The 25768-nt window shown below is 37.3% G+C and carries 18 protein-coding genes, 1 tRNA gene and 6 pseudogenes; 7 read left to right on the forward strand and 18 right to left on the reverse strand.

The genetic code is table 11. The features are described 5' to 3' along the window. Nucleotides 1-2 precede the first annotated feature (2 nt). From ACLKL2_RS03875 to ACLKL2_RS03910, 5 genes and pseudogenes are all read right to left on the reverse strand, one after another. Complete coding sequence (locus tag ACLKL2_RS03875; RefSeq protein WP_413693444.1) at nt 3-1262, reverse strand: TolC family protein; 1260 nt, start codon at nt 1260-1262, stop codon at nt 3-5. Between the two features lie 251 nt (nt 1263-1513). Next, the gene (locus ACLKL2_RS03880; RefSeq protein WP_413693445.1) at nt 1514-1783 is read right to left on the reverse strand and encodes a hypothetical protein; all 270 of its coding nucleotides are present in this window, start codon (nt 1781-1783) and stop codon (nt 1514-1516) included. 863 nt (nt 1784-2646) lie between these two features. Continuing rightward, nucleotides 2647-3620 (reverse strand): annotated as a pseudogene (locus ACLKL2_RS20250) (transposase); the annotation flags it as partial. Nucleotides 3621-3854: 234 nt separating this feature from the next. Then, nucleotides 3855-4841: a hypothetical protein gene (locus ACLKL2_RS03905; RefSeq protein ID WP_413693450.1), complete on the reverse strand. Its 987-nt coding sequence runs from the start codon at nt 4839-4841 to the stop codon at nt 3855-3857. A gap of 62 nt (nt 4842-4903) precedes the next feature. Next, on the reverse strand, nt 4904-5836 hold the full coding sequence (locus ACLKL2_RS03910) for an NACHT domain-containing protein (RefSeq protein WP_413693451.1): 933 nt from the start codon (nt 5834-5836) through the stop codon (nt 4904-4906). 252 nt (nt 5837-6088) lie between these two features. On the opposite strand from ACLKL2_RS03910, the gene ACLKL2_RS03915 reads away from it, so the two are divergent. After that, entirely contained in the window at nt 6089-6376 is a 288-nt protein-coding gene (locus tag ACLKL2_RS03915; RefSeq protein WP_413693452.1) for a hypothetical protein, read from the forward strand. A 393-nt stretch (nt 6377-6769) separates the two neighbouring features. On the opposite strand, the gene ACLKL2_RS03920 is transcribed toward ACLKL2_RS03915, so the two are convergent. Both ACLKL2_RS03920 and ACLKL2_RS03925 read right to left on the reverse strand, forming a co-directional pair. Continuing rightward, a tRNA-Ser gene (locus tag ACLKL2_RS03920) sits at nt 6770-6857 on the reverse strand. 109 nt (nt 6858-6966) lie between these two features. Beyond that, nucleotides 6967-7917: a glucokinase gene (locus tag ACLKL2_RS03925; RefSeq protein ID WP_413693453.1), complete on the reverse strand. Its 951-nt coding sequence runs from the start codon at nt 7915-7917 to the stop codon at nt 6967-6969. A 243-nt stretch (nt 7918-8160) separates the two neighbouring features. On the opposite strand from ACLKL2_RS03925, the pseudogene ACLKL2_RS03930 reads away from it, so the two are divergent. Both ACLKL2_RS03930 and pyk read left to right on the forward strand, forming a co-directional pair. Further along, a pseudogene (locus ACLKL2_RS03930) lies at nt 8161-9020 on the forward strand (MurR/RpiR family transcriptional regulator). A gap of 72 nt (nt 9021-9092) precedes the next feature. Then, a complete protein-coding gene (gene pyk / locus ACLKL2_RS03935; protein WP_113819496.1) occupies nt 9093-10523 on the forward strand; it encodes a pyruvate kinase in 1431 nt (476 codons plus the stop codon). 97 nt (nt 10524-10620) lie between these two features. On the opposite strand, the gene ACLKL2_RS03940 is transcribed toward pyk, so the two are convergent. From ACLKL2_RS03940 to ACLKL2_RS03950, 3 genes are all read right to left on the reverse strand, one after another. Beyond that, a complete protein-coding gene (locus ACLKL2_RS03940; RefSeq protein ID WP_113819497.1) occupies nt 10621-11181 on the reverse strand; it encodes a glutathione S-transferase family protein in 561 nt (186 codons plus the stop codon). Nucleotides 11182-11362: 181 nt separating this feature from the next. Then, a complete protein-coding gene (locus ACLKL2_RS03945; protein ID WP_413693454.1) occupies nt 11363-12148 on the reverse strand; it encodes a GGDEF domain-containing protein in 786 nt (261 codons plus the stop codon). After that, complete coding sequence (locus ACLKL2_RS03950; protein ID WP_413693455.1) at nt 12117-12383, reverse strand: hypothetical protein; 267 nt, start codon at nt 12381-12383, stop codon at nt 12117-12119. Before ACLKL2_RS03950 ends, ACLKL2_RS03945 begins: the two co-directional genes overlap by 32 nt. Before the next feature lie 431 nt (nt 12384-12814). On the opposite strand from ACLKL2_RS03950, the pseudogene ACLKL2_RS03955 reads away from it, so the two are divergent. Together ACLKL2_RS03955 and ACLKL2_RS03960 are read left to right on the forward strand one after the other, a co-directional pair. Then, nucleotides 12815-14091, forward strand: a pseudogene (locus ACLKL2_RS03955) (YjiH family protein). A 111-nt stretch (nt 14092-14202) separates the two neighbouring features. Further along, nucleotides 14203-14802 (forward strand): MarC family protein, encoded by a 600-nt coding sequence (locus tag ACLKL2_RS03960; protein WP_413693456.1) that lies wholly within the window; start codon nt 14203-14205, stop codon nt 14800-14802. A 15-nt stretch (nt 14803-14817) separates the two neighbouring features. Here the strand turns inward: ACLKL2_RS03960 and dinB are convergent. Beyond that, nucleotides 14818-15902 (reverse strand): annotated as a pseudogene (gene dinB, locus ACLKL2_RS03965) (DNA polymerase IV). A 210-nt stretch (nt 15903-16112) separates the two neighbouring features. On the opposite strand from dinB, the gene ACLKL2_RS03970 reads away from it, so the two are divergent. Together ACLKL2_RS03970 and cueR are read left to right on the forward strand one after the other, a co-directional pair. Then, entirely contained in the window at nt 16113-18494 is a 2382-nt protein-coding gene (locus ACLKL2_RS03970) for a heavy metal translocating P-type ATPase (RefSeq protein ID WP_413693457.1), read from the forward strand. Between the two features lie 60 nt (nt 18495-18554). Then, complete coding sequence (gene cueR / locus ACLKL2_RS03975) at nt 18555-18941, forward strand: Cu(I)-responsive transcriptional regulator (protein ID WP_413693458.1); 387 nt, start codon at nt 18555-18557, stop codon at nt 18939-18941. A gap of 54 nt (nt 18942-18995) precedes the next feature. Here the strand turns inward: cueR and ACLKL2_RS03980 are convergent. The 7 genes and pseudogenes from ACLKL2_RS03980 to glgX form a co-directional block, all read right to left on the reverse strand. Then, nucleotides 18996-20313 (reverse strand): annotated as a pseudogene (locus ACLKL2_RS03980) (dicarboxylate/amino acid:cation symporter). A gap of 319 nt (nt 20314-20632) precedes the next feature. After that, a complete protein-coding gene (locus tag ACLKL2_RS03985; protein ID WP_413693459.1) occupies nt 20633-21034 on the reverse strand; it encodes a hypothetical protein in 402 nt (133 codons plus the stop codon). 29 nt (nt 21035-21063) lie between these two features. Continuing rightward, nucleotides 21064-21597 (reverse strand): hypothetical protein, encoded by a 534-nt coding sequence (locus tag ACLKL2_RS03990; RefSeq protein WP_413693460.1) that lies wholly within the window; start codon nt 21595-21597, stop codon nt 21064-21066. Nucleotides 21598-21704: 107 nt separating this feature from the next. Further along, nucleotides 21705-22472, reverse strand: a complete 768-nt coding sequence (locus ACLKL2_RS03995) for a class II glutamine amidotransferase (protein WP_113819505.1) — start codon at nt 22470-22472, stop codon at nt 21705-21707. 11 nt (nt 22473-22483) lie between these two features. Further along, nucleotides 22484-23059 carry a D-sedoheptulose 7-phosphate isomerase gene (lpcA, locus tag ACLKL2_RS04000; protein WP_413693461.1) on the reverse strand — a complete coding sequence of 192 codons (576 nt, stop codon included), beginning with the start codon at nt 23057-23059 and terminating at the stop codon, nt 22484-22486. A gap of 211 nt (nt 23060-23270) precedes the next feature. Continuing rightward, on the reverse strand, nt 23271-23585 hold the full coding sequence (locus ACLKL2_RS04005) for a YeaC family protein (RefSeq protein ID WP_413693462.1): 315 nt from the start codon (nt 23583-23585) through the stop codon (nt 23271-23273). A 93-nt stretch (nt 23586-23678) separates the two neighbouring features. Next, nucleotides 23679-25765: pseudogene (gene glgX / locus ACLKL2_RS04015) on the reverse strand (glycogen debranching protein GlgX). Nucleotides 25766-25768 lie beyond the last annotated feature (3 nt).

Below are 25768 nucleotides of genomic sequence, written 5' to 3' on the forward strand. Positions count from 1 at the left end.
CCTTAAAGGGCCTGAAAGTAACGGATTTTAGAAAGACTTTTCCAGCCATCAAAATAGAGCTTTTGGTACTCGATTGAGAGATTCAATTTATGAATATAAGCTTGGATAACGTCCTGAAATGGACGAGTATTTGATTGATAACTTTGCTCTAATACTTCAGCATGTTCGTTTGCTTGCTTCAATAAACTATCTCGATAACGATGCTGACGAGCAATAAGTTGCTGATAACGAACAATTTCAGCATTAAGTTGAGCATTAAGCTGCCTCACTAATAAGCGATGCTCAGCTTGTTTTTGTCCCTTATTTTGTTGTGCAGATATGACTTTTTGATCTTGGCGCTGTTCAGTAAATAAAGGGATATCCATTGTGACAAACCCACTGACAAGATCAGATCGAAGATCACCGTTATCATCTTCAGATAATCGTTTCCCATAACCTAATTCAACTTTAAAACTTGGTTTATAATCTTGTTGCACAAGCTTTATTTGGCTACTCGCAACCAAGATACTTTGTGCTAATGCTTTTACTTTCGGGTGCTCTCTAAGCTCCTCATAATGTTGAGTATCAAGTAATTTATTTCGATTAATATACGCTAGGGTATCGGGCCAGGTGGGTGGAGATGTCTGAAATGATTGATAAGCTAGCTCACCAATCCATTCACTTAATAAATGACGATAAGTCAGGGACTGCTGATTTAATTTGTCTAATTTTTCATCGAGTAACCCCAGCTCAATTTCAGCACTTATCAAATCTTCATTTTCAACAAGCCCTAAAGTAAATTGTGAGGCTAAATCCTGATAAAAACTATTAAAAAGCCGCCTATTTTCAGTGACGAGTTGTACCGACTTTTCAATAAACAAGATATCAAACCAAAGATCTCGCACTGTTTTTTTAACTAATAGACGGCGATTCAAACCTTGATAAACAGCGACTTCTGACTGTAGAGTAAAGCCTTCTTTAGTGATGTCTAGCGTATTACCACGACTAAATTGTTGTGATACCCCAAACGTCATCTGGGTCATCGGGTCACTGTCTAGTGAGAAATTATTTGTCGGCATATTCGCCAAACCAAACTTAATCATAGGGTCTGCAAGCGTTGCACTACTTTTGCCTTGTGCAATTAATGAGGCTTGCTTTGCTTGATATATTTTTTGTCCAGGATCGTCCTGTAATGCTATTTGCTCTGCATTTTGTAAAGATAATGCAGACACATGAAGCCCAACTGTTGTTAATAACAACAGGGGTAAGTAATGAAGTTTCATCTCTTTTTTCCTTTTACCCATCAAATGGATAAATAGTTAATCTGTAATTTCTATCTCATACCAATTGTATTAAATAACTGATCTAAATTTTGCGCCGGAAAAATGACTTAGTTTGAGGCGTAAGTTGATGTAAATGGTTGTTCCCTATACGAAACTTACAACGAAAAAATAAGTTGTTTTAACAAGTAAAATAGATCAGTTACTTACTATGATTGGTATCAGATACAGTAGATAGAATCGGTACTAATTGATTAACTGAATAAAGGAGGTCGATAGAGACTTGAAGGTGAATAATCAGTGTGAGGAATAATAAAAGAAGGATAACGAAGTTGAGAATATACTAATGGAACAAGTCGCTCGTCTTCAATGAAATGCACAACAGAAACAACCGTCATCATATCACAGTCTGATTCACAGTTTTTCATGTCCATGGATTCAGTCACACAATGAGCTAAATCCATGTCATGCATAGCCATCCCGCAATGCTGCGTAGACACACTGTCATTTTCTAACGGTGACACAGAGGCAATCACTTTCTGCATGAAAGTAATTTGAATAGTAACTATTAGAAAAAAGTGATAAGCAGTTTCATTAATTATTTTGGTTCTTAATAATTTACACAGCAAGATAATAACCGAAAAATAAACTATCCCCCTAGGTAAGGGTCAAATAAAAAATTAAGATAATTATAAATGTCACATCAGCGTTAACGTTAATCACGTTTGCTACTTATTGAAGATATGTTTTGGTGTAAATAGGAATTGGATAACAACATTTTACATTGAGTTAAACTGTTTCACTGCACACGATAATGTTAATAATTAGCATAGCTAATACTGCAGTAATAGTTAATAAGGGTTGGTCTATGCTTTAAATCAAGTTGTTAAATAAACATTAAAATGCTTTTTAAGCAACTTATTTACAATATTTTACAATATAGCAATTAAATCAGAGGCAAGGTCCTCAAAAATTTCCTTCTGACAAACCATTCCAGTTCATCTATATTGAATAAGGACTCTGAGTTTCACGCAGAAAAAATGACTTAGTTTGAGGCGTAAATTGAGCTTTGTGAAGATTCACTTCATTAATCGTCTGTCGCAGAATTAGCCAAAGCATATTAATGCTTTAATAGTCGCGCCGTTTACGAAATTTACAGCGAAGCAATAAGTGATACCAATTGCATTAAATAAATGATCTCAATTTGGGGCAGGAAAAATGGCTTAATTCAAGGCGTCATTTAAGCCTCTCGACGATTAACTTCGTAAATAGTCTGACTAAGAATTAACTAAAAAATGTTAATTATTTAATAGTTGTTCTCTTTTCGAAAATTACAACGAAGCAGTAAGTTATTATAACAAGTAAAATAGATCAGTTACTTAGTGTGATTGTCCGCGATATAACTATCCAATCCACTTTGTGCCATAAATTCCAAATTAGCTTCACTGTTAAAGCCACTGTCAGCTGTGAATTTTATTGTGCGTTCGTTTAATTGTTTTTCTGTAGTGAGCTTATAGAGTTGTTGTTTTAATTGAGTAACGGCCGGCTCTAAAGTTTGTTGTTCGCCCACTGAGCCCCATGTTTGTGCTTGCAATATTATTTGGTGTTTGTCGTCATTAATAGCAATCCCATTGTAGCCTTGTATTGTGCCTTTACTTGTTGTCATTTTTGCACTGTCTGGGTTGTTATATTGCTTTTAACTTTCTTACCTTTACTGCCTGTTTTTTCTTGATGTGTGGCTAGATACTCCGTGATTTTCTCTGCACTTTTATCAAGTTTCGCTTTCTGTTTTAAATCATGTGCCATTCCATCTTCGCCTAAACTATCTTGTGCTTAATGACGCTCAAGTATTCGCTGACTTGCTCAAGTTCATCGAATGTACCGCTCCATTCTTTACTGGCATTCGATCTTATTTTACAGCCATCAATCGCAAACATGTTTCGACCAATCAACCCTTCACGGTCGCATATCATTAATACTTGTGTAAATAACGGTTCAATTTGGTCTTTCATTTTAGCGACAAAACTTGCAATAGAAGTGTAATGAGGTTGCTCATCACCCCCTCTTTTTTCAACAACACCTCATGAAAGTAATATTCGTTTCACACGCATTCGCAATACGTCGGCTACTGACTAACCCTCGCGAATAACCAAACAGAACTATCTTCAACATCACTGATGGCGGGTAAGCTGCAGCGCCACCTTTGTCGTTGTCATACCATTTATCAAAAGAACTTAAATTAAGGTGTTTGTCCACAATATGGGAAAGTGCGTATTCAAAAGTACTGGGGATAATTTGCTGTGAAAAATCAATCGGAATGAATTTACTTTGGCAGGATAAGTCAGGTTTATAGTTAGCCATTACATTTAACTCTGAGCGAATAATAGCTATTAGATCACAGTCGACCAGCTCAATCAAGGTTGTTTTTTGTACAATGAGAGATTATAAAAAAAGAACGTAAAAACGTTCTTTTCGGAGAAATTCTACAGCCTCAACGCCGCAATAAGTGGACTAAAGCAGTGGGTTATAATGTGGAGCGAAGCGAAACGTAACCCACTGTTTTAGTTCAATTTAATTGCCTTGTTATGATTTTTATCAGCCGAACTCTCCAATTAGCTGATCTATACCATTACTAGAGTCTTCTATTATTGAATCTAACTCATATTTTACTTTTACATAATCTAACGACATTCCTATATTGGTAGATAACAAGAAGTTAATTAAATGAAAGTTTTTGGAGTTATTAATAAGCTCTGTAGGTGAATCTGAAACAATATATAACTTATTCTTTTTAATACTCGAATTATCCAGCTCATTGATTAAGTCTTCTATATCTTTATCTTTATCTTTATCTTTTACTGCACCTAAAATTAAACTTGGAAGTTTATATTTCAAGATACGAAGGATCATATTCTCACGACTTAGAATGTTGATCCCATATATTATAAATTCCCTACCCAACCCCGAAATCTCTTGGGATACTTCGTTGCTCTTAGTTTGACAAGCATTCTTTACAGCTAGGATATCAGGACTATTCTCATTCGTAAAAAACTCAGGAGTAAAATTAAATGACTCTTTACCAATAAGTTTAAACCCAAAATTTTTCCCAAATGATAAGCTAACTCTTTTTTCAATATCGTCACGCTTTATTCTTTTGTTAGTAATGTTTTGGTAAGTAGAATCATGATACTTTATATATTCCTCAAGTACTTCTTTCACAACAGATGCTCGTAATGAACTGAAATCAATATCAGCACATAATTCAAATATATTCTTGTATGCAGTCCACTCATTTGATTTATACAAATGAAGTAGTAGGCTTTGTTGCTTCTCCTTTACATCGTTACAAATAAACATAGAAGAAAAATATTCCATTAAAGATTTATGCGACCAACGGAGGCTACAGCCTTCTTTTACAAATAGTGGTACGGTTGTAGTGAGATCTTTAACAAAATTTACTGCACTAGCATTTATACCGCTTGTAGTTGAAATAATTCCCTGAACAATAATTTCTAATTCATCCTTCTGAAATTCAATTTTACCTCCATTTTTAAGGCACCAAAACCCCAGCCTTCTCAACAAAAGGTGAAATTCTGAAGAATCTAAATTAGAGTTTTTAGGTCTAACAAAGCTAATTTCTTTACTTAAATCATGCGATTCAAAAAGTGCTTCGTATACTTGAGAATAAAAAGATGTTTCTTTTGCGGGATAACAGTTTTGTGCCTATAAGCACAAAATAACAGTGATACATACAAAGGTGTAGATAAGAAATCTTTTAGCCCCCGATCTCTACTTCGGTTAATACCAGATATTAACTTTTTAGACACATCTCCTTTCGGATCGTATTTCGAAATAAGGCTAAAAGCTTCTTTTACTTTTAAAGGATTTATTGTAAACCTAGTAAAATCATAAAATTCTGAAAGATATGACTCTAATCTAGATGTAATTAGTATTTTAGGCTCTACCAAGTCGTCAATGAATTTTCTTATTTCTTTAATTATGTAGTCTTTATTTTCAACGTCAACCTCATCTAAACCATCGAATAAATATACTAAGGGTAATTCTTTTAAAAAATTAATAGGGTTTTTAGTGTCTACACCAAATTTTGAAGTTATTTGCCTAGCTAAAGGTTTTCTAGCCAACTGTCTTAACTCAATAAATACTGGAATATACTCTTCTTTCTCTATTATATTTAGAAACACTCTTTTTGATAATGTAGACTTTCCCATACCTGCAGTATCGTTTACTAATACTTTATTGTTACTTTTGAAAATATCTGCTTGATTATTAATTACTATCTCATTATCGTTTTCACCGATAATTTTTAATGGTATATATAAATCTTCTAATTTTTTCGGGGTATTCGGAAAAGCAATGGTGTTCATTGTTGAACACAGTCCAGATACTCGTGCAATATACTTAACAGATTCTTTTTCAAAAGTTTTATTGTCTGCTTTGCTTTTGAAATACTCTGAAATTTTATCTGTGATTATAGGCTTAAGCTTTGCGTTGAATAGCTTTTTAGCTAATGGAGTACTAAGTTTAACAGCACTATCTAAAGTAATAGTTTCTAACATTAATTCCCTTTTTGGCTACGCATAGCCCCTAGTTTAGATTAAATCATAACGCCGCGTTAAGCGGACAAAAATTGTGGGTTATAATGTGCAGCGAAGCGAAACGTAACCCACTGTTTTTGTTCCGTTTAAACGCCTTGTTAAATGCGATATCAAATATGCAGAAAAATAATTAATACCACACCTTTAAATTGTTCGTTTTACCCCCATATATTGTATGCGGATCAACCGCGCTAACTAAATGGGAGAGCCACAATGTCAAAGAAAGAATACGTTAAAACTTATCTTAATGCAGCAGGAGAAGTCCTAAAATCACCTAATGGTACAGCACGTCTAGTTTCAGGCTTTAGCACTTTAAAAAATGGTGCCGATGCAGGCGTAACACCAAGCCAAATGCGCGCAATGTTTCCAGATTTACGTAAATACACTGACGACAAAATAGAAGGTTTCATTGAAGTATCATCAGATCTAGTCGCTGGTGATACCATAATACCAAGTGCTATATTCGAAGAGCCAACTTCTTCAGAAAAAGCAAAACCTTAAACAATTTGGTAGGGGTAACCTCTACCAATTTACAACAACATTTAACATCTTATTAGATAACAAAAGGTCACCTTTCCCGCGGAAAGATGGCAAATATCTAATGATTAATAATAGACTTAGACTAATGCAATTATCATTTTAATCAACAATTTAAAATAAAAGATGAAATATAAGTCATGTAGAAAGACGACAAAATACAATATTTACGGCGGAAAGATGGCAAATACACTACACTGTATAAATAAACATTGATTTTATTTGTAAAGGTATTTTATGAAATCACTATTTTTAATGGCTGTTACTGAAAATATGCGTATTAAAAATTAGACATAAAAAAACCCGTAAACCTTAAATAAGGTTTGCGGGTTTTCCCGTACCTAACGGTACTTAATGTGGCGGAGAACAAGAGATTCGAACTCTCGAAGGGTTGCCCCTTACACACTTTCCAGGCGTGCGCCTTCAGCCACTCGGCCAATTCTCCGTAAATTGCTTATTTATTAAACTAAAGTGATAGTTGTATTAACAAAGCGATGCGCATGATAGTTAACTCGGCTCGTTAAATCAACCATTAACGCTAATAATTCAGGGATTTATGCTAATTCTTGTTGTAAATAGACGGATGCACCTAATAAACCCGGATTAGGGTGCACAATAAGAAACGTTGGGATCCCTGTTAAATAACTGCTCATTCGCCCTTTGGCTTCAAAAAATGTTCTAAAATCACTATTTTGGAAAAAATCAATGAAACGCGGAATAATACCACCAGCAATATAGACTCCCCCTTTACAATCCAAACTCATGGCTAGGTTACCAGCAAAACTCCCCAATACTTCACAGAACATATTTAAGGTTTGTGTTGCCAGTGCACACTCTTTATTTAAGGCTGCTTCGGATATTTGTGAAGCTTCAAAATACTCAGGTTGTTTACCCGCTAAACGACACAATGCATGGTAAATATTCACCAACCCCTGCCCTGACATTAATCGCTCATTGGATACATGTCCAAACTGACCTTGCAATAATAATAAAACATCAGCTTGTTGCGACGTATTTGGTGCAAAACTAGTATGGCCGCCCTCCCCATCTAAACTGATCCACTTGCCAGAATGCTTTAATAGATGTGACACCCCTAAACCAGTGCCCGGACCAAATACCGCTTTCACTCCCTCTTCCACTTCAGTACCACTACCGATTTTAATTTTCTGCTTGTCATCCACAAAAGGGACTGCCAATGAAATAGCTGTGTAATCATTAATCACATGCAGGGTTTTAAGCGACAATTTTTGCTGTAAGGCTTGTTTAGAAAACTTCCAGTTTAAGTTGGTCATTTGTACCAAGTCATGTTCAACTTGGCAGGCAATACCAATGCATAAATGGCTAACGGGGTCTGACAAGGTGACAAAATATTGTGCTAACGCGGCGTCTAAGGTGATAAATTGAACACAAGGATATTCACGTACTTTGGATATTTCGCCGGAAACAATATCCAATACTCCCAAACGTATATTAGTACCACCAACATCTGCAACAACTGATAACATGATTTAACTCCTGCCTTTTTTCAGAGTTTTATAGGGTCAAGAGGCTGATCAGCCTCTCAGTTTTTTAAATTAATTGTAATTTATTTGATCTGAAACATTATTCGAATGTAATAAAATGACATAAAAACGCCACTGATCTATAATGATTTACAAATTTAATCGCTTGTTTTTGTAGTTTTATTTCATTTTTAGTTACAAATTTTCCTTTACTAGACGCCAACACATTGCTGAGTGAACAAAATAATGAATACGTTAGAGTTAATTAAAAAAATTTAGATACTTTTAGCAAATCAGAACGAAAAGTTGCAGAAGCCATTTTAGCGTCACCGCAAACCGCCATCCATTCTAGTATAGCTAACCTAGCAAAAATAGCTGAGGTTAGTGAGCCAACGGTTAACCGTTTTTGTCGCCGTTTGGATACCAAAGGTTTCCCTGACTTTAAACTACATTTAGCACAAAGTTTAGCCAATGGTACGCCTTATGTGAACAGAAATGTAAATGAAGATGATGGCCCAGAAGCTTATACGTCGAAAATTTTCGAATCGACCATGGCTTGCTTAAATGCAGCTAAGAATGGTTTAGATACTAACCTGATTAATCGCGCCGTTGATGTATTAACCCAAGCAAATAAAATTTCTTTCTTTGGGTTAGGTGCATCCTCTTCTGTAGCGCATGATGCGTTAAATAAATTTTTCCGCTTTAATATTCCAGTATCCTGCTTCGATGACATTGTAATGCAACGAATGAGTTGTATTAATGGTAGCGAAGGTGATGTGATTGTCTTAATTTCACATACTGGACGCACTAAACCATTAGTAGAAATTGCTCAGTTAGCTCGTGAGAATGATGCCTTTGTGATAGCCTTAACCGCAGAAGACTCTCCCCTTGCTGAGCAGAGTAATTTAGTCCTTTCCTTAGGCGTACCTGAAGATACTGATATCTACATGCCAATGTCTTCACGTATCGCTCAACTTGTTTTAATCGATGTTCTAACCACCGGCTTTACCTTACGCCGTGGTGCAAAATTTAGAGATAATTTAAAAAGGGTAAAAGCGGGTATTAAAGACTCTCGTTTTGAAAAAACTAATGATGAAGCGCTATAAAAGTATTACAGTATAGCAGTGCATTTATTAACCCCATTTAGTCTTATATTCTTTTATGTAACAGGAGTTAACATGGCAAGACGTACGAAAATAGTTACTACTTTAGGCCCAGCGACGGACCGCGGTAATAACTTAGAAAATATCATTGCAGCTGGTGCCAATATGGTACGTATGAATTTCTCTCACGGTGAAGCTGCCGACCACATCAAACGAGCCCAACAAGTGAGAGACATTGCCGTTAAACTAGGTAAAGAAGTCGCGATTATGGGCGACCTTCAAGGTCCTAAAATTCGTGTATCAACCTTTGAAAACAATAAAATTCAACTAGCTGTAGGTGATAAGTTTACCTTAGACAGTGATGTGGCAAAGGGTCAAGGTACTCAACAACACGTAGGTCTAGATTACAAAACATTACCGCAAGAAGTTGATGCTGGCGATGTCTTACTATTAGATGATGGCCGTGTTCAGCTTAAAGTAGAATCTGTTGAAGGCAATAAAGTACATACTGTTGTTACTATTGGTGGTCCCCTCTCAAACAATAAAGGCATCAATAAACAAGGCGGTGGTTTATCTGCTGCGGCATTAACAGAAAAAGATAAAAGAGATATCTTCACTGCGGCTGAGATCGGTTGTGATTACCTAGCGGTTTCTTTTCCTCGTAATGGTGCAGATTTACACTATGCACGTAAATTAGCGCAAGAGGCAGGCAGCTTTGCTAAAATCGTTGCTAAAGTTGAACGCGCTGAAGCCGTTGAAACGAAAGAAGCTTTAGAAGATATCATACTAGCCTCTGATGTAGTGATGGTTGCTCGTGGTGATCTAGGAGTTGAGATTGGCGACGCTCGTTTAGTTGGTGTACAAAAAGAGATGATCCGTACGGCACGTCGTTTAAACCGTGTCGTAATTACAGCAACACAAATGATGGAATCGATGATCAGTGCGCCAATGCCAACACGTGCAGAAGTAATGGACGTGGCGAATGCGGTATTAGATGGTACAGATGCGGTTATGTTATCAGGTGAAACAGCTGCCGGTGATTACCCAGTTGAAACCGTGAAAGCGATGAGTGATGTTTGTATTGGTGCTGAAAAACACCCAAGCATTAATGTGTCTAATCACCGTATTAACCATACCTTTGACGATCCAGGTGAAGCATTAGCAATGACCACGATGTTCGCGGCTAACCATACTAATGGTGTTAAAGCAATTGTCGCATTAACTGCGTCAGGCTCAACGCCATTATTAATGTCTCGTTTAAGCTCTGGTTTACCTATTTATGCCCTATCAAGTAATCAACAAACGTTAAATTACTGTGCATTATACCGTGGTGTAACACCGGTTAAGTTTGAATCAACAACAACTAACAGCATTGAGTTTATTGAAAATGCGTTAACCACCCTAAAAGCATCTAAGTTAATTGCTGAAGGTGATTTGATTCTACTTACACACGGTGACAACGTTAAACAAGGTTTCACTAATACTTGTAAAATTATTAAAGTGTAAAAAGAGTTACATCTACAAAGGCCTGTTATTTATTGAATAACAGGCCTTTTTTATTGCTTGTAATAACAACATCCTCATTGATGAGGATAAGTTAACGTCATTCTTTAGGTGCCGTTTGTGCAAAATGAGGATCTGTTTGCGCTAGATCTAAAAGTTGTTGCAAAGCCGGGAAGTTATCTAAGGCAATTTTACTTCTAAATAACCCCCACTCTAAAAATATTGCTAAACGCATTTCAGCTTGGCTTAAAGGTAATGCCTGGCTTAGTGTTTTATCATTAATTGCCGCTAATCCGGTTTCAATTCGTCCAACTTGGCGCGTTAGATAAACACTTTTTTCAGCAGTGATACCGTCGAATTTTTCTAATAACACTAGGTTAACACAGGCATCTAGTACCGTATTGGTCATATGGTATAACTCAACTTCTTCTAAGTCGGTTAGGAACCCTTCTCCCACTAATTCATAAAGGTGGGTTAGAATTGAAGTAGAGTCTGTTAGTGTCAATTCACAATCAACAAGCAGTGGGACTTTTTTAGTAGGGGACAATGCTGCACTTTGTGTTGCATCTGTTTCAATAAACTCACATTCAAGTTCAGTTTGTAATAGTGCAATGCGACAATGACGTACAAAAGGTGAGGTATAGCTACCGTATAATTCCATGAGTAAACCTTAAAAGTAAGCGTAAATAATACCACTCGAATGAAACTTATTAATGGTATCGTAAAGTGTATGATTAGGTATAAGCTTAAAGCTTATTAGCCACTTTATGAAACTCTCTATTATTAGTCAATATAACAATCCCCGAAAGCGACTGTTAATGGTTTCTTTATAAATCAATTAATTAAATCGGTAATACTCGATTGCGGCCTAGGTTTTTGGCTTTATAAAGATATTCATCAGCACGCGCAATCACCTCTGTAATACTTTCATTGGCTTGACTCTCCACCACCCCAAATGAAGCAGTGATGTTATTGATAAGTTGTCCTGAACGTTTATCTTTTAAGGAGAGTTTTTCCAGTTTTTTACGCATTGATTCTGCAAAGTGGCGTGCAATACGTATATTGGTATTAGGTAGCAACATAACAAACTCCTCTCCCCCAAAACGATAAGCAGTGCTTTGGTCTCGCATACTTTCATTGATTTTTCGCCCCACAGCTTTTAATACTTGGTCGCCTAATAGATGGCCCCAGGTATCATTAAACTTTTTAAAGTGGTCAATATCGCAGAGAATAATGGCAAAGGTAGCTGAACTGGATTGTAGATAACTGGTGAGTTCCGTATCAAAAGCATGGCGATTAAGCAGCCCAGTTAAAGAATCATACAAGGCCGCCTTTCGTGTTTCTTCAAGTTGTAATTTGAGTGTGCCAATCTCATTTTTAGCCAAGGCAAGACTATTACCAAAAAATTGGGTGGCATTACGCATCTGTTTTGCGTCTTTCTCTAAACTCTTTAATAAACCAACCACTTCCTCTATTGACCAGCCCTCTTTCTCAACCTTACTTATGTTTGAGACATTTTTATCGAAGGAATCTTGAAATTCAGTAGTATCTGAATGGGTATCAACAATTAACTGGTCTAGCTGAGTCATCATGGTTTCAAGGGTTGAGCGAAATTCCCAGTGTTTCATTTTCGACAGGAAAGCTAACATGTTCACGGTATAAAGATTCCGATTGAATGGGAGAGCAAGTATCACTTGATGAAAGTAATTTGTCCATGGACTCTTTTAAGGCGAGATTTTTCTCAGCCACATAATGATACCAAAGCGCATAATTATTCGGCGTGGTGGGTACCGAATATTTCATCATTAATGGTAGGGCTTTTTTTAAATTGTTCGCAGACTCTACGATTAACGCTTTACTCATAATATTTATTCTTATTGTATTGTTGACTATAATTGCTCAAATTATAAACCCTAATGAGGTATCTATGCAGTAAAATATATTATTATTCTATCTGTCTCTCAGATTCTGTTAACAATCTACTAATTTGTAACCAAACAACCATTATTCAATACCTTATCATTACAATTGTTGACTTATTAAACCATCTGGTTGGTGATTAAAAAACCAAACCAACTGTTTATTGATTTTGCATAATATTTGTAGGTAATTGCCGATTTACAAGACTATACAAAGCAAGTACTCTTGCGCCGCTGTGCAACATTGCACCCTATTTTTAGTCGTAACAACGACTCAATTATTTTGAAGGTAACAGAGTGACACAAAGAAAATCATTTACGCTAAGTACAATATTAACGTTCATTATCCCATCGTTAATTGGGTTAATATTGTTTATGGCACCGATTCAATACAATGATGCATTGACGATTCCCATTGCTATCATCTCTAAAGCATTACAGGCATTTTTAGGTGACTCAATTACACTGATTGTCACCCTAGTTGTGCTGATCACCGCTGTACTAAGTTTATTAACTAAAGTGGTTAACCCTGCTTTTGTTCAGCGCTCGCCGTTTTTCCACGGTCTACTTAATGTTAGCCCAATTTGGTTAATTATTCGTGTATTAGGTATGGTATTTATTGTCGCGACTTACTGGGGTATTGGCCCGGAGATGATTAATTCAGGCAACACAGGTGCATTAGTATTGAATGAATTAATGCCAGTGTTACTGTGTGTATTCATCTTTGCAGGTCTGTTATTACCATTATTACTTAACTTTGGCTTATTAGAGTTATTTGGCACCCTATTAACTAAAATTATGCGCCCTGTTTTTAACTTACCAGGTCGAAGTGCAATTGATTGTATGGCGTCATGGTTAGGTGATGGCAGTGTGGGTATCTTAATGACCAGTAAACAATATGAGTCACGTTTTTATACTCAACGTGAAGCTGCGGTTATAGGTACAACTTTCTCGCGGTATCAATTACCTTTTCATTAGTGGTTATCTCACAGGTAAAACTTGAGTACTTATTCTTACCTTTTTACTTATCTGTTTGTTTAGCGGGTATTGTGGCAGCGATCATCGTGCCTAAACTGCCACCACTGCGTAATAAGAAAGATCTCTATATAGATGGTTCTTCACGTCAAGAAGGTGATGAAAAAACACCTGAAGGTCATCACCTATTATCTTGGGGTTTTCATCAAGCTTTAACACGCGCTGAGCAAGCTAAAGGTATTAAAAGTACTATTCAAGATGGTATTAAAAATGTGATTGATATGGTATTTGGTGTACTACCTGTTGTTATGGCGATTGGTACCATTGCGTTAATGATTGCTGAATATACACCTATCTTTAATTACTTAGGTATGCCGTTTATTCCACTACTTGAGTTATTACAAATTCCTCAAGCAGAACAAGCTTCAACCACTATTGTAGTTGGCTTTGCGGATATGTTTATTCCGTCTATATTAGCCGCTTCCATTGAGTCAGATATGACACGCTTTATTATTGCGGCGATGTCGGTAACGCAGTTGATATACATGAGTGAAGTGGGCGCATTATTATTAGGTAGTAAAATTCCTGTTAATATTGCAGAATTATTCATTATCTTTATTCTACGAACACTAGTAACGTTACCAGTGATTGCAGGTGTGGCACACTTTATTTTCTAACCGTGTGATCATAAGTAAATGTTAATCATGGCAGGCTAATACCCTGCCATTTTTCTATCTGACCATTAGGTCGTTAGATCCATCTATTATATAAAAAGAAGAGAGTTTAAAATGGATTTTGCGTTATACCTTCATGCCATCACTGGTTTATTAGTGATCATCGATCCCATTGGATCAGCATTAATCTTCAACTCACTGACCTCTGGGAGTGATCAAAGGCACCGTAATCTAATGGCAATCAAGTCAATTATCATCAGTGGCTTAACCTTAGTGTTATTTGGTAATTACGGGGAAGCTTTATTTTCGCAATTAGGCATTAATATTAACTCACTGCGTATATCAGGTGGTTTACTGCTGTTTTATACTGCTTTTATTATGATCACTCAGGAATTGAAATTTACAAGCACTGAGAAAAATGCAGATATTTCAGTATTTCCGATGTCCATTCCTTTATTAGCAGGTCCTGGTACACTGACCTTAGCCATTTTATTGTACTCTCAACCTCCAATAACAGGCAGTACTTGGATTTCAGTGACTGCAGCTATTATCAGTGTATTAATTATTACCTTTGTTGGTATGATCGCTTCTAAATACTTGAAGAAAATAATTGGTAAAACCGGCGATGAGATCCTACGTCGTTTTTTAGGTGTTATCTTAGCAGCACTGGCTATTCAGTTTGTTTATGAAGGTGTTCGAAACATCTCTATTTAAATCAATCATTAGCGTTCAATCATCAATTAGACTTAATTGTATTGATTGTTCGCTAGACTTTTCACTTAAGCCAACACTGATCCCTAATAAACGAATCGGTTTGTCTGGATTAGCTAACATCAATTGATGTAACAGCTGCTCAAAAATAGCTTGATTTAAATGTGAATATTTTCGTTCACTACTCTTGGTAGTAAAGTCACTAAACTTCAACTTCACACCTAATTTGGTGATTACCTTTTTCGATAAATGTTTTTCGACACGTGATGTTAATTGTTGATAAAAGTCAGCCAGCTTTAACACACATTGCGCTTCCGTTAACAAATTGTGTTCAAAGGTATGCTCTACTGCTACTGACTTACGCTCTCTATTAGGTTGAACCTGTCTATTATCAATACCTTTACTATAGGCTAATAATGATTGACCTAATTTGCCAAAACTAGCCAACAAAGCGGACTCTGGGTATTGCGCCACATCAGCACAGGTGATCAAGCCTTTCTCTGCTAAATGCCCTTGCGCGACCTTGCCAACACCAGGGATTTTCTTCAGAGGTAATTGCGCGATGAAATCCGTGGCATGCTTTGGACTGATCACAAATTGCCCGTTAGGTTTATTTTCGTCTGAGGCTATTTTAGCCAAAAATTTACAATAGGAGATACCTGCAGATGCCGTTAAGTTGAGCTCTTGCTGAATCGCACGTCTGATGTCCTGTGCAATATAGGTCGCCGACCCTTTAAACAAAGTACAATCGGTGACGTCTAAATAAGCTTCATCTAAAGACAAAGGCTCAACAAGGTGTGTATAACGATGAAAAATAGCTCTTATTTTTTGTGATATATCCACATAGACAGCCATTCTCCAGGTACAATAAGTAATTCAGGACAAAGTTGTTTCGCTTTAAAAACAGGCATCGCAGAGTGAATACCAAATTCTCTGGCAAGATAATTACAGGTTGATAAAACTCCTCTACGCTGACTTCTCCCGCCAATCGCAAGTGGAATGTTCTGATAAGTAGGGTTATCTCGCATCTCCACAGCCGCATAAAAACAATCCATATCAATATGAATTATTTTGCGTTCAGATTGAGTCTCTTCAATCAACATGTTGTGATAACTCCACAGAATTAGAAACGACGAGCACTATTCAGAATAACTATTTTCAGCCACCCTTTAAACAACTGTCTTTATATACAGTTTTAATTATAAAGCATAATAAGTGGCTGTCGCAATATTTTTATATTGTTTACGTTTGACATTACCCTTAGGGAAAGGTTAAGCTTTATTCATCTATTAATAAATTAGAGGGTAAAAGAGATGGCAACACCTAATCAAATAACTTTCCCTGTCTATGGAATGACCTGTGCATCGTGTGCGAGTAAACTAACAAGCGCATTTAACGATATTGACGGCATTGAAGCGAACGTCAATATTAGTCTTGAAAAAGCGACTTTATCTTTTGACCAAGCGCAACTCAACAAACCTTTAGTCCCTGAAATTGCGCATGTTTTAAAAAGCAAAGGTTACCACACTGATTACCAAACGATCCCTTTTGAAGCAGAATGGTCATGCTCAAGTTGTGTTGAAAGTACCTTAAAAGCGATTAAGTCACACCCGTTGGTGATCGATGCTAAAGCTAATTTCGCGACTAAAACATTGCATGTTGAAACCATTGAAGGGATTGCTAATAGTGAGTTCATTAATGCGTTAATTGCGCTAAGTCCATATCCTTTAACGCATAAAGTAGCCATTACTTCTCAACAACAACGGTTGAATAAACAAAAGTTAGAAGATAAAAAACAACAACGAGAAAAGCTAAGTCTAGTCATTGCATTGGGGCTGAGCATCCCATTTGTAGTTGCAATGATTAATATGCTATTTAGTGATACCGCTTTGCTACCTTCTTGGCTAGAGTTTGCTTTAGCAACCCCTTTACAATTCATTGTAGGTGCTCGGTTTTATAAAGGGGCATGGAATAGTATCAAGGGCGGCTCGGCTAATATGGATGTACTAGTTGTATTGGGTACGTCTGCCGCATATTTTTTCAGCCTATATATATTGCTAACAGGTAGCCAAGCCCACCTTTATTTTGAAACCAGTAGTCTAGTGATCGTACTGATCCGTTTAGGTAAATACTTAGAATTTCGAGCGAAACAAGCCAGCAGTAAAGCGATTAATGCATTAAGTCAATTACAAGTATTAGAGGCATTAGTCAAAAAAGGTCAAGGCTTCAAACGGGTATTAATTGAACAAGTCCAAGTTAATGACCTTGTCCAAGTGGCGGTGGGTGATAAAGTCCCTGTAGATGGTATTGTCGTTGAGGGGTCTAGCGATATAGATGAATCACTATTAACTGGTGAAAGTGCTGCCATTAATAAGCAACAAGACGATCAAGTTTATGCAGGGACGTTGAATGGCGATGGCGTATTACTGATCAAAACGACCGCAGTTAATGAGCAAACTAAATTACATAATATCATTCAACTCGTTGAATCAGCACAAATGAGCAAAGCACCTATTCTACAACTAGTAGATAAAGTAAGTGCTATTTTTGTGCCCATTGTTCTAGCGATTGCGGCTATTACCTTTGCAAGTTGGATGTTTACCACAGGTAACTTAGAACAAGCTTTAATGCATAGTGTTGCAGTGTTAGTCATCGCCTGCCCTTGTGCATTAGGGTTAGCCACACCAACAGCCATGGTAGTGGGCACTGGACTCGCAGCTCAAAAAGGAATATTAATCAAAGATATCAATACATTACAGTTAGCACATAAATTAAATCATATTGCCTTTGATAAAACCGGTACGTTAACGAAGGGACAAGTATCGATCAACGATGTGACCTCTTTTGACCCCGCTTTTTTACCTTTATTAATGGGGATACAACAATCGAGTAAACACCCTATCGCAAAAGCTGTTGTCGCCTATTGTGAGACATTAAATATTGATGCCGAAACTATTAGCCAACCACAAAATATTCACGGTGAAGGTCTACATAGTCGCTTTCAAGAGCAAGATGTATTAGTAGGAAATAGTAAATTATTACAACACTTTGATATTAATATTGAACAACAGCTGGCCAGTAATGAAGTGAATATAGATCCAAATCTCAATGTCATTTACCTTAGCCATGGTCAATCGTTACTGGGTTACTTTGTGATTGCGGATCAGGTTCGTCCTGAGAGTAAAGAAACTATTACCGAGCTAAATAAATTGGGGCTATCGACCACCTTGATCAGTGGAGACAAACACAGTGTCGTAAAATCTATGAGCAACGACTTAGGTATCGCTCACTTTTATGCAGAGCAAACACCAGAACAAAAACTTCAACAACTATCAACGCTGCAACAAGATGGCTTAGTGGCGATGGTTGGAGATGGCGTAAATGATGCCCCTGCACTAGCACAAGCTGATGTGAGTATTGCCATGGGCGGAGGCAGTGACGTCGCTAAACAAACAGCATCCATGACCTTGATGCATGATGACCCACGTTTAATAGCGATGGCGATCAAGTTATCTCGTGCAACGTGGACAACTATTCGTCAAAACCTGTTTTGGGCATTCATCTTTAATACATTAGCTATCCCAGCTGCCGCGTTAGGCTACTTGAGCTCCTCCGTCGCAGCAATCGCCATGAGTGCTTCTAGCTTGATTGTGTTAAGTAATTCATTATTATTAAAACGTACTCGTCTACAGTAGACCTAAATAAGCAAATGACCCACTGAATAGTGGGTTAACCATTTGGGACAGGAGAACAACATGCTATCGATTAGTCAGGCCGCCAAAGAAACAGGGCTATCTATTAAGTCTATTCGTCATTATGAATCTATCGGCTTAATTTCCGCTCCTCCAAGAGAGGAAAATGATTACCGATTTTATCCAGATGACATCATCCAACAACTACATTTTATCTTTAAAAGTAAACAAGCAGGATTTAACCTCAAAGAATGTAAAGCCTTGTTATTACTCTCAGAGGATGAACATAGAAACAGTGCCGATGTAAAATCCATTGCATTGCAAAAAATACAAGAGATTGAAAACCGTATCCAACAGCAACAAGCGATTGTTGATCAATTAAAGAAAATCACTCAACAATGTCCCGGTGATTTACAAGCCAAGTGCAGTATTATTGATGCTTTCAGTTAACAGATAACAAAAAGCCCAGTTATAAACTGGGCTTTTAAGCTAGCTTAAACAAGATTAAGCGTTAATATTTTTATCTGAAACACTTGCTTCAGTCTCTTCAATATTACCCGCATTTGGGTCATTGAAGACATTAACATCCATCTCACCTTCAGACTTAGCCACAATACAAGTAACAACACTGTCACCAGTAATATTAACGGCAGTACGAATCATATCAACCAATCTATCAACACCCAGTAGCATCGCAATACCTTCAACTGGAAGGCCAACTTGATTTAATACCATAGCTAACATGATGATACCTACACCAGGCACACCAGCAGTACCAATAGACGCTAACGTAGCCGTTAAGATAACGGCAATGTAATCAGATAAAGTAAGGTCAATATTGAATGCTTGTGCGATAAATACTGTCGCAACACCTTGCATAATAGCAGTACCATCCATGTTGATTGTCGCACCTAATGGTACAGTGAATGAAGCAACCTTGTTATTCACACCAAGACGTTTAGTCGTGGTTTCTAACGTAGCAGGGATAGTGGCATTAGATGATGAAGTAGAGAATGCAAAGCTGATTGCTGTTTCCATTTTCTTGAAGAAAATAACCTGGGCTCAAACCTGTGAATGCTTTAAAGAAAGCACTGTAGGTAACTAGAGCATGTAAAACAAGCGCAGCACTGATCACTAAGAAATAGTTAATTAAATTAAAGATCGCATCTAAACCAATTTCACTAAATAGCTTAGCCATCAAGAAGAATACACCGTACGGCGCAATTTTCATTAACATAACAACAAGCTTCATTATTACCGTATTCAGGTCAAAGAAGATCGCAGAAATACGTTGCCCAGCACTACCTGATGCACTAATCGCAATACCAAATAAAATAGCGAATACGATAATTTGTAGCGTATTACCGGCAGCCATTGCATTAATTGGGTTAGTTGGGAACATGTTAATGATAACATCCCCTAAAGAAGGCGCATCTTTAGCCGCATAGGTTGTTGCTTGAGCAAGATCAACGCCCACACCTGGTTCAAAAATATTTGCCATAAAGATAGCAAGAGTAATTGCAATCGCAGTGGTTGCCATATAAAAGGCTAAAGTCTTGCCACCTAAGCGACCTAATGTAGAGAGGTCTCTTAAACTACTTGTTCCACACACTAACGAGATGAAGATAAGCGGTACCACTAACATTTTTAAGGTGGCGATAAAGATTTTACCACCAACATAAAATAATCCGTTAACGATATAATCTTGCACAAATGCAACATCTGCGAGCAAAGAGCGAATTAAGAACCCTGTTAGGATACCAATTCCCATGCCGATTAAAACTTTCTTGGTTAATGACATTTTTTGCTTAATTGCTGTCATAATAATTCCTTGTATTCCATAAATATGATCTCTTAATCGTAATATTTTACGCAGGTAATTCAGCCATCTTGGCCATTCGGCAGAACCGATTAATCCTTCATAAACACCTAGAAATATGCAAAATTTTCATCGCGAAAAAAGAGGTGAAGCTAAAAACGGCGCTATCTATACCATAAATAGATAGCGATAAGGAAATGTTAATTATGCAGTATGAAGTCGATTTTATTCATTTCCACACCATTAATTAATATCGCTAAAGTGTGCGAACCGCAGTAATACTGCCTTGTAGAGATGTTTTTGAAGCTAAATGATTTAATAATCATTTTATTGTCTTTTTTATCAAAGACTCCGACAACTGAAATATCTTGCGCGTTTTTTGACCATTCCTTTTCATGAAGTCAATAGCGAACTCGATACGTAATTTATGCAGTGGAAGTGAATTTTTATGCTTAACACAACAAGAGAAATGAAATGTCTCACCCAACTTCACTTTTTGGTCAGCTTGCAGGTCTACAACGGTGATCTGTTTCGGTGGCAAAAAACCAAATAAAGCTAGTGCGTCAGGCATGGCTTGCTTTAATAAACTACGACAAGCATGTTTGACTAATCGAGCAGTATTGATTGAAGAATCTTCGGCTAACCAACTTTTACATTTAGTTATCACTGCATGAGGATGATCTTTAGCAATATCATTCAGGTTATTCGCGACGCTACGTCTCACGTATTCACTGCTATCGTGTTTTAGGTTGTCTAATATTGGCCATAAATAACTTGGATTTTTTTGAAGTCAGGTAAAGCCATTGCCCATGGAAGTCGTGGTCTAGCACCTTCCGATGCTAAACGTCTTAGGTGCTCATTGGGACTATTTGTCCAATCTAATAAAATAGTGTGCATCTGTTCAGGATAACGCACGATAAAAGGCCTAATAGCAAACTCTGCACTAGTGAATTCGGTGATATAAGCGAGTGATTTAGTAGAGTTAATCAGGCTATCTAAACCAAATAACTCTACAAAAGCCGGAACAAACATGCCTTGATAGCTGGTAAAATGTGGTGCAATGCTCTCTATAACCGTCAATGATGCAGAATAATCTAAATTAATAAAGATTCTTAATTGTTGTGCTATATGATGATTACGTGCTTTTAGCTCTTTGCTCTCCCATTCACTATCAAATACTGCATCTATAAAAGCATCATTGGCAAAATCAGGGTAAGCCAATTTTACTTGCTGTGCTAATCGCTCAAGGTAGGTTTGGTTATAAGCATCTTTTAATAAGTCAGCCATTTAGGTAAATCTCTTGTTATTCAATTTAACGGACTAACAGGCTGGAGGAAAGCGTAAGCATTAATGAACTTGAGAACACTAATGCTTAATATTCTAAGTGTTAATATTTACAATACCCGCTCACCAAAATGAAACACACAAAACTCACCTTCTTGCATTTGCGTCCAGGCTTCATCTTTGGTTAATGGGCGAGTTGCAATCACAGTAACAACATCACTATCAGAGGTTTCCTCTTGGAAATCCACCGTCATATCTTCATCAATTAACTGCGCTTTACCAAAGGGAGCACGACGTGTGATCCAATGTAAATTATTGGTGCAATAACACATTACGTATTCGCCATCGCTTAATAGCATATTAAATACACCTAAGGCTTTTAATTGATCAGCGTATTCAGCGACTTTTTTAAACATGCCAAGCATATCTTCAGGTTGTTGTTGGTACTCTTTATGTAACTTATCAATGATCCAACAAAAAGCTCGTTCACTATCTGTTTGACCAATTGGGTTAGCGTACCCCATCTGTAAGGATTCGTATCCGGTTAATTGACCATTATGCGCATAAGTCCAATTACGGCCCCACATTTCACGAATGAATGGGTGCGTATTCTCAAGGCTCACTCCACCTCGATTAGCTTGTCTGATATGGCTGATTACCGATTTGCTTTTAATCGGATACTGTTTAACCAGCTCTGCAATCTTGGAGTCACAACTAGGTTGTGGATCTTTAAAGCTACGGCACCCTTTACCTTCGTAAAAAGTGATACCCCATCCATCTTTATGTGGCCCCGTTGCCCCACCACGTCTAACTAAACCACTAAAACTAAAACAGATATCCGTTGGGACATTGGCACTCATGCCTAATAATTCACACATTATTTAAAAACCTAAGCCATCTTTTTTCGATTAAATGAGATCAAAATATGAATGACCTTGATATGTACTTCTTGAATACGATCAGCAAAACCAAAGTGAGGAACACGGATTTCGACATCCGCTAATCCAGCCATTTTCCCACCATCTTTACCCGTTAAGGCAATCACTTTAATGCCCTTTTGCTGAGCGACTTCAATAGCTTTCAGAATATTTTCTGAATTTCCACTTGTTGATAAGCAAAATAAGACATCACCACGGCGACCAACGCCTTCTAAGTAACGAGCAAAAACATAGTCATAACCGTAATCGTTACCAACACAAGATAGATGACTTGGGTCTGAGATCGCAATCGCAGGGTAAGATGGTCTGTGTTCGCGATAACGACCTGTAAGCTCTTCCGCAAAATGCATGGCATCACAATGTGAACCACCGTTACCACAGGCTAATACTTTTCCTTCATTTTTAAAGGAATCCGCTAACAGCGTCGCTGCATTTTCAATATCTTGTAAGTTGTTTTGGTCCGATAGGAAAGCAGATAGCACGGTTTGTGCTTCTTCGAGTTCATCTTTAATCAATGATAAATTCATAATACTCACTTAATTCAATGAATAGCTAACAGTCATCGCTGTTAGCTTATTTGTTGTACAGAGTTAAGGTATGCTCTGTATCAGGGTGAAAACTTATTAAACGATCTTATTGAAATACAGTTTAATAAGCGATTAATTCATATTTTATCAATCACACTAATTATTTATCCTAACACCAGTGTTCATTGAAATAGAACAATAACCTTAAGCTTTACAGCTTAAGTAGATGCAGATCATCTTTATCATCGGCACTCGCAAACTGTTTTTTAAGTTCTGATTTAGGTTGCATATAGATTTCACCATTTTGTGCAATGGTAAAATGGTCTGGATCAATATTAAACTGCTTTTGATAAGCCATGACTAACTGTAACGAATGAGCTTTTTGCTCTTCACTCAGTGGCGCACCGTCTAACCATTTTCCGGTTTCAACTGCTGTACTGAGTTTTTGATAGAGTTCAGGTGAGATGTTTTTTGCGTATTCATTAATATTACTCTGATATTTACCTTGTACTACTTTGGGGTTCAATGCGATGAGTATATTTATTTGTTTAAAATTATCTAGTGTTGTTTTAAAACAGGGCTTAATTTTGAGGCTAAACCCTATTTAAATAGACTTTATTTACTTTTTATTACTGTTTACCACCTTAAATAAGAGCGTTGAGTGTGCTTTTGCGTGTACTGATGCTTCTTCGGCGTTTTGATCAACCAACTCACCCGTTGCACAACTTGTGTCTAAGACCTTACACCATGTTTTAGTTGTTGCTAACTTAGGTAGCTCACAGGCGATTTGGTATGTAGATGCGTTAAGAATCAAGTACCAATGTTCCCCTCTTCACTGGCTTCTTTTAATGATAGCGCAATGGCCTGCGAATTAGTGGCATGCCAATCTACCTCTTCCATCAAGTAACCATCAGGGTGATACCAAGCCACAATATCACTCTCAGGATTATGATCATCTAAGATGAGGTCACCAAATAAACGTGACTCTGCGCGTAATGCAATCATCTTGCTAGTAAAAGCGAGTAATGCCTGGTCATCCTCAGACGTATCCCAATTAATCCAACTAATTTGATTATCTTGACAATAGGCATTGTTATTGCCCGATTGATGATTACCCATTTCATCACCGGATAAAAAGTGCGGCGTGCCCTGAGATAAAAAAAGCGTGGCAATCATATTACGCTTTTGTTGTTGGCGTAAACGATTGATACGCTCATCTTCCGTTGGCCCTTCAAAACCATAATTAGCAGATAAATTATGACCGTGACCATCTCGATTATTTTCACCATTAGCTTGATTATGACGCTCTTGAAATGACACCAAATCATCTAACGTAAAACCATCGTGATAACAAATATAGTTAACGCTGGTACTGTTGCTACGGTATTTAGCCGGGAAAAAATCATGTGAACCTAATAGCCGTGTCGCCACTTCAGAGACTTTACCTGTATCACCACGCCAGAAAGAGCGCATGGTATCGCGATACCTGTCATTACACTCTTTCCATTGTTCAGGGAAAGCACCTAAACGATAACCGCCAGGGCCAATATCCCAAGGCTCAGCGATTAATACAACCTGACTCAGAACAGGGTCTTGCATCAATGCTTTGAAAAAAGCGCTGTGCTCTGTAAAGCCTTTTGCTTCACGAGCTAGTGTGACGGCTAAATCAAACCTAAAGCCATCAACTTGCATCTCAGTCACCCAGTAACGTAATGAGTCTAAGGTAATTTTTAATGACCAAGCAAAATCTAAATTAACTGTGTTACCACAACCAGAATGATTACTATAACGTTGAAAATCTACACCCTGTTTAGTGCTTTCAAAACAATAATAATGTCTGTTATCTAACCCTTTAAAGCTCAGTATTAGCCCATCTTTACCTGATTCAGCGGTGTGATTAAAGACCACATCCAATATCACTTCAATATTAGCTGCGTGTAACTCTTTAACCATGGTTTTGAATTCATTCACCGCATCATATTGGCTATAACGGCGTTCAGGCGAGAAGAAGTTAATTGGGTTATATCCCCAATAATTGGTCAGACTGAGACCACTTAAACGAGGCTCACTCATAAAGCTAAATACAGGCATAATTTGTAAGCTAGTGACCCCTAAAGATTGGTAATGTTTGATACTTTCAGGGTGTGACAAACCAAGATACTTGCCACGCATTGCTAATGGGATCTTAGTGTTACTTTGGGTAAAACCTTTAGCATGCAGCTCGTATAAGATACGCTCTTGAGCATTGATATTAGGCTTTTCAGTGCCCTGCCAATCGAAACTATCATCTACCACCAGCGACTTAGCAACAAAGTTATCATCAAGGTCACTTTGTGCCTGTACAAAACTATGTTGTACCTTGCTTAAGGCTTTAGCATAAGGATCAATGAGCAAGTTATTTTTGTTAAAGAATAGCCCATTAGCCGGTTTAAACTCACCATCAACACGGTAACCGTAAGCTTGACCTGCTTTAATTCCCGTTAAATACACATGCCATAAATGCGAATGTGATGAAGTTAATGGGTAACTAGCAATTTGTTTTTCATGTTTATCAAATAGGCACAGTTCAACGGAAGTGCCTCCTTGGCTATGTACCGCAAAGTTACAACCCTGCTCATCAAATGTTGCGCCTAAAGGAAAGCATTGGCCTTTACTCGCAGAAAACAAAGATTGTTGACTATGTGGATTAGCTATCTCTATTTCAATATT

Source organism: Psychromonas sp. KJ10-2 (assembly GCF_047323255.1).
Taxonomy (GTDB): Bacteria; Pseudomonadota; Gammaproteobacteria; order Enterobacterales; family Psychromonadaceae; genus Psychromonas.

What these genes read in the sequence shown, in the direction of transcription:
- ACLKL2_RS03945 (WP_413693454.1), bottom strand. Translation starts at nt 12,148, where the DNA reads ATGAAACACTGGGAATTTCGCTCAACCCTTGAAACCATGATGACTCAG.
- ACLKL2_RS03950 (WP_413693455.1), bottom strand. Translation starts at nt 12,383, where the DNA reads ATGAGTAAAGCGTTAATCGTAGAGTCTGCGAACAATTTAAAAAAAGCC.
- ACLKL2_RS03940 (WP_113819497.1), bottom strand. Translation starts at nt 11,181, where the DNA reads ATGGAATTATACGGTAGCTATACCTCACCTTTTGTACGTCATTGTCGC.
- ACLKL2_RS03910 (WP_413693451.1), bottom strand. Translation starts at nt 5,836, where the DNA reads ATGTTAGAAACTATTACTTTAGATAGTGCTGTTAAACTTAGTACTCCA.
- ACLKL2_RS03990 (WP_413693460.1), bottom strand. Translation starts at nt 21,597, where the DNA reads ATGGCTGACTTATTAAAAGATGCTTATAACCAAACCTACCTTGAGCGA.
- pyk (WP_113819496.1), top strand. Translation starts at nt 9,093, where the DNA reads ATGGCAAGACGTACGAAAATAGTTACTACTTTAGGCCCAGCGACGGAC.
- ACLKL2_RS03875 (WP_413693444.1), bottom strand. Translation starts at nt 1,262, where the DNA reads ATGAAACTTCATTACTTACCCCTGTTGTTATTAACAACAGTTGGGCTT.
- lpcA (WP_413693461.1), bottom strand. Translation starts at nt 23,059, where the DNA reads ATGAATTTATCATTGATTAAAGATGAACTCGAAGAAGCACAAACCGTG.
- ACLKL2_RS03995 (WP_113819505.1), bottom strand. Translation starts at nt 22,472, where the DNA reads ATGTGTGAATTATTAGGCATGAGTGCCAATGTCCCAACGGATATCTGT.
- ACLKL2_RS03960 (WP_413693456.1), top strand. Translation starts at nt 14,203, where the DNA reads ATGGATTTTGCGTTATACCTTCATGCCATCACTGGTTTATTAGTGATC.
- ACLKL2_RS03970 (WP_413693457.1), top strand. Translation starts at nt 16,113, where the DNA reads ATGGCAACACCTAATCAAATAACTTTCCCTGTCTATGGAATGACCTGT.
- ACLKL2_RS03915 (WP_413693452.1), top strand. Translation starts at nt 6,089, where the DNA reads ATGTCAAAGAAAGAATACGTTAAAACTTATCTTAATGCAGCAGGAGAA.
- ACLKL2_RS03925 (WP_413693453.1), bottom strand. Translation starts at nt 7,917, where the DNA reads ATGTTATCAGTTGTTGCAGATGTTGGTGGTACTAATATACGTTTGGGA.
- cueR (WP_413693458.1), top strand. Translation starts at nt 18,555, where the DNA reads ATGCTATCGATTAGTCAGGCCGCCAAAGAAACAGGGCTATCTATTAAG.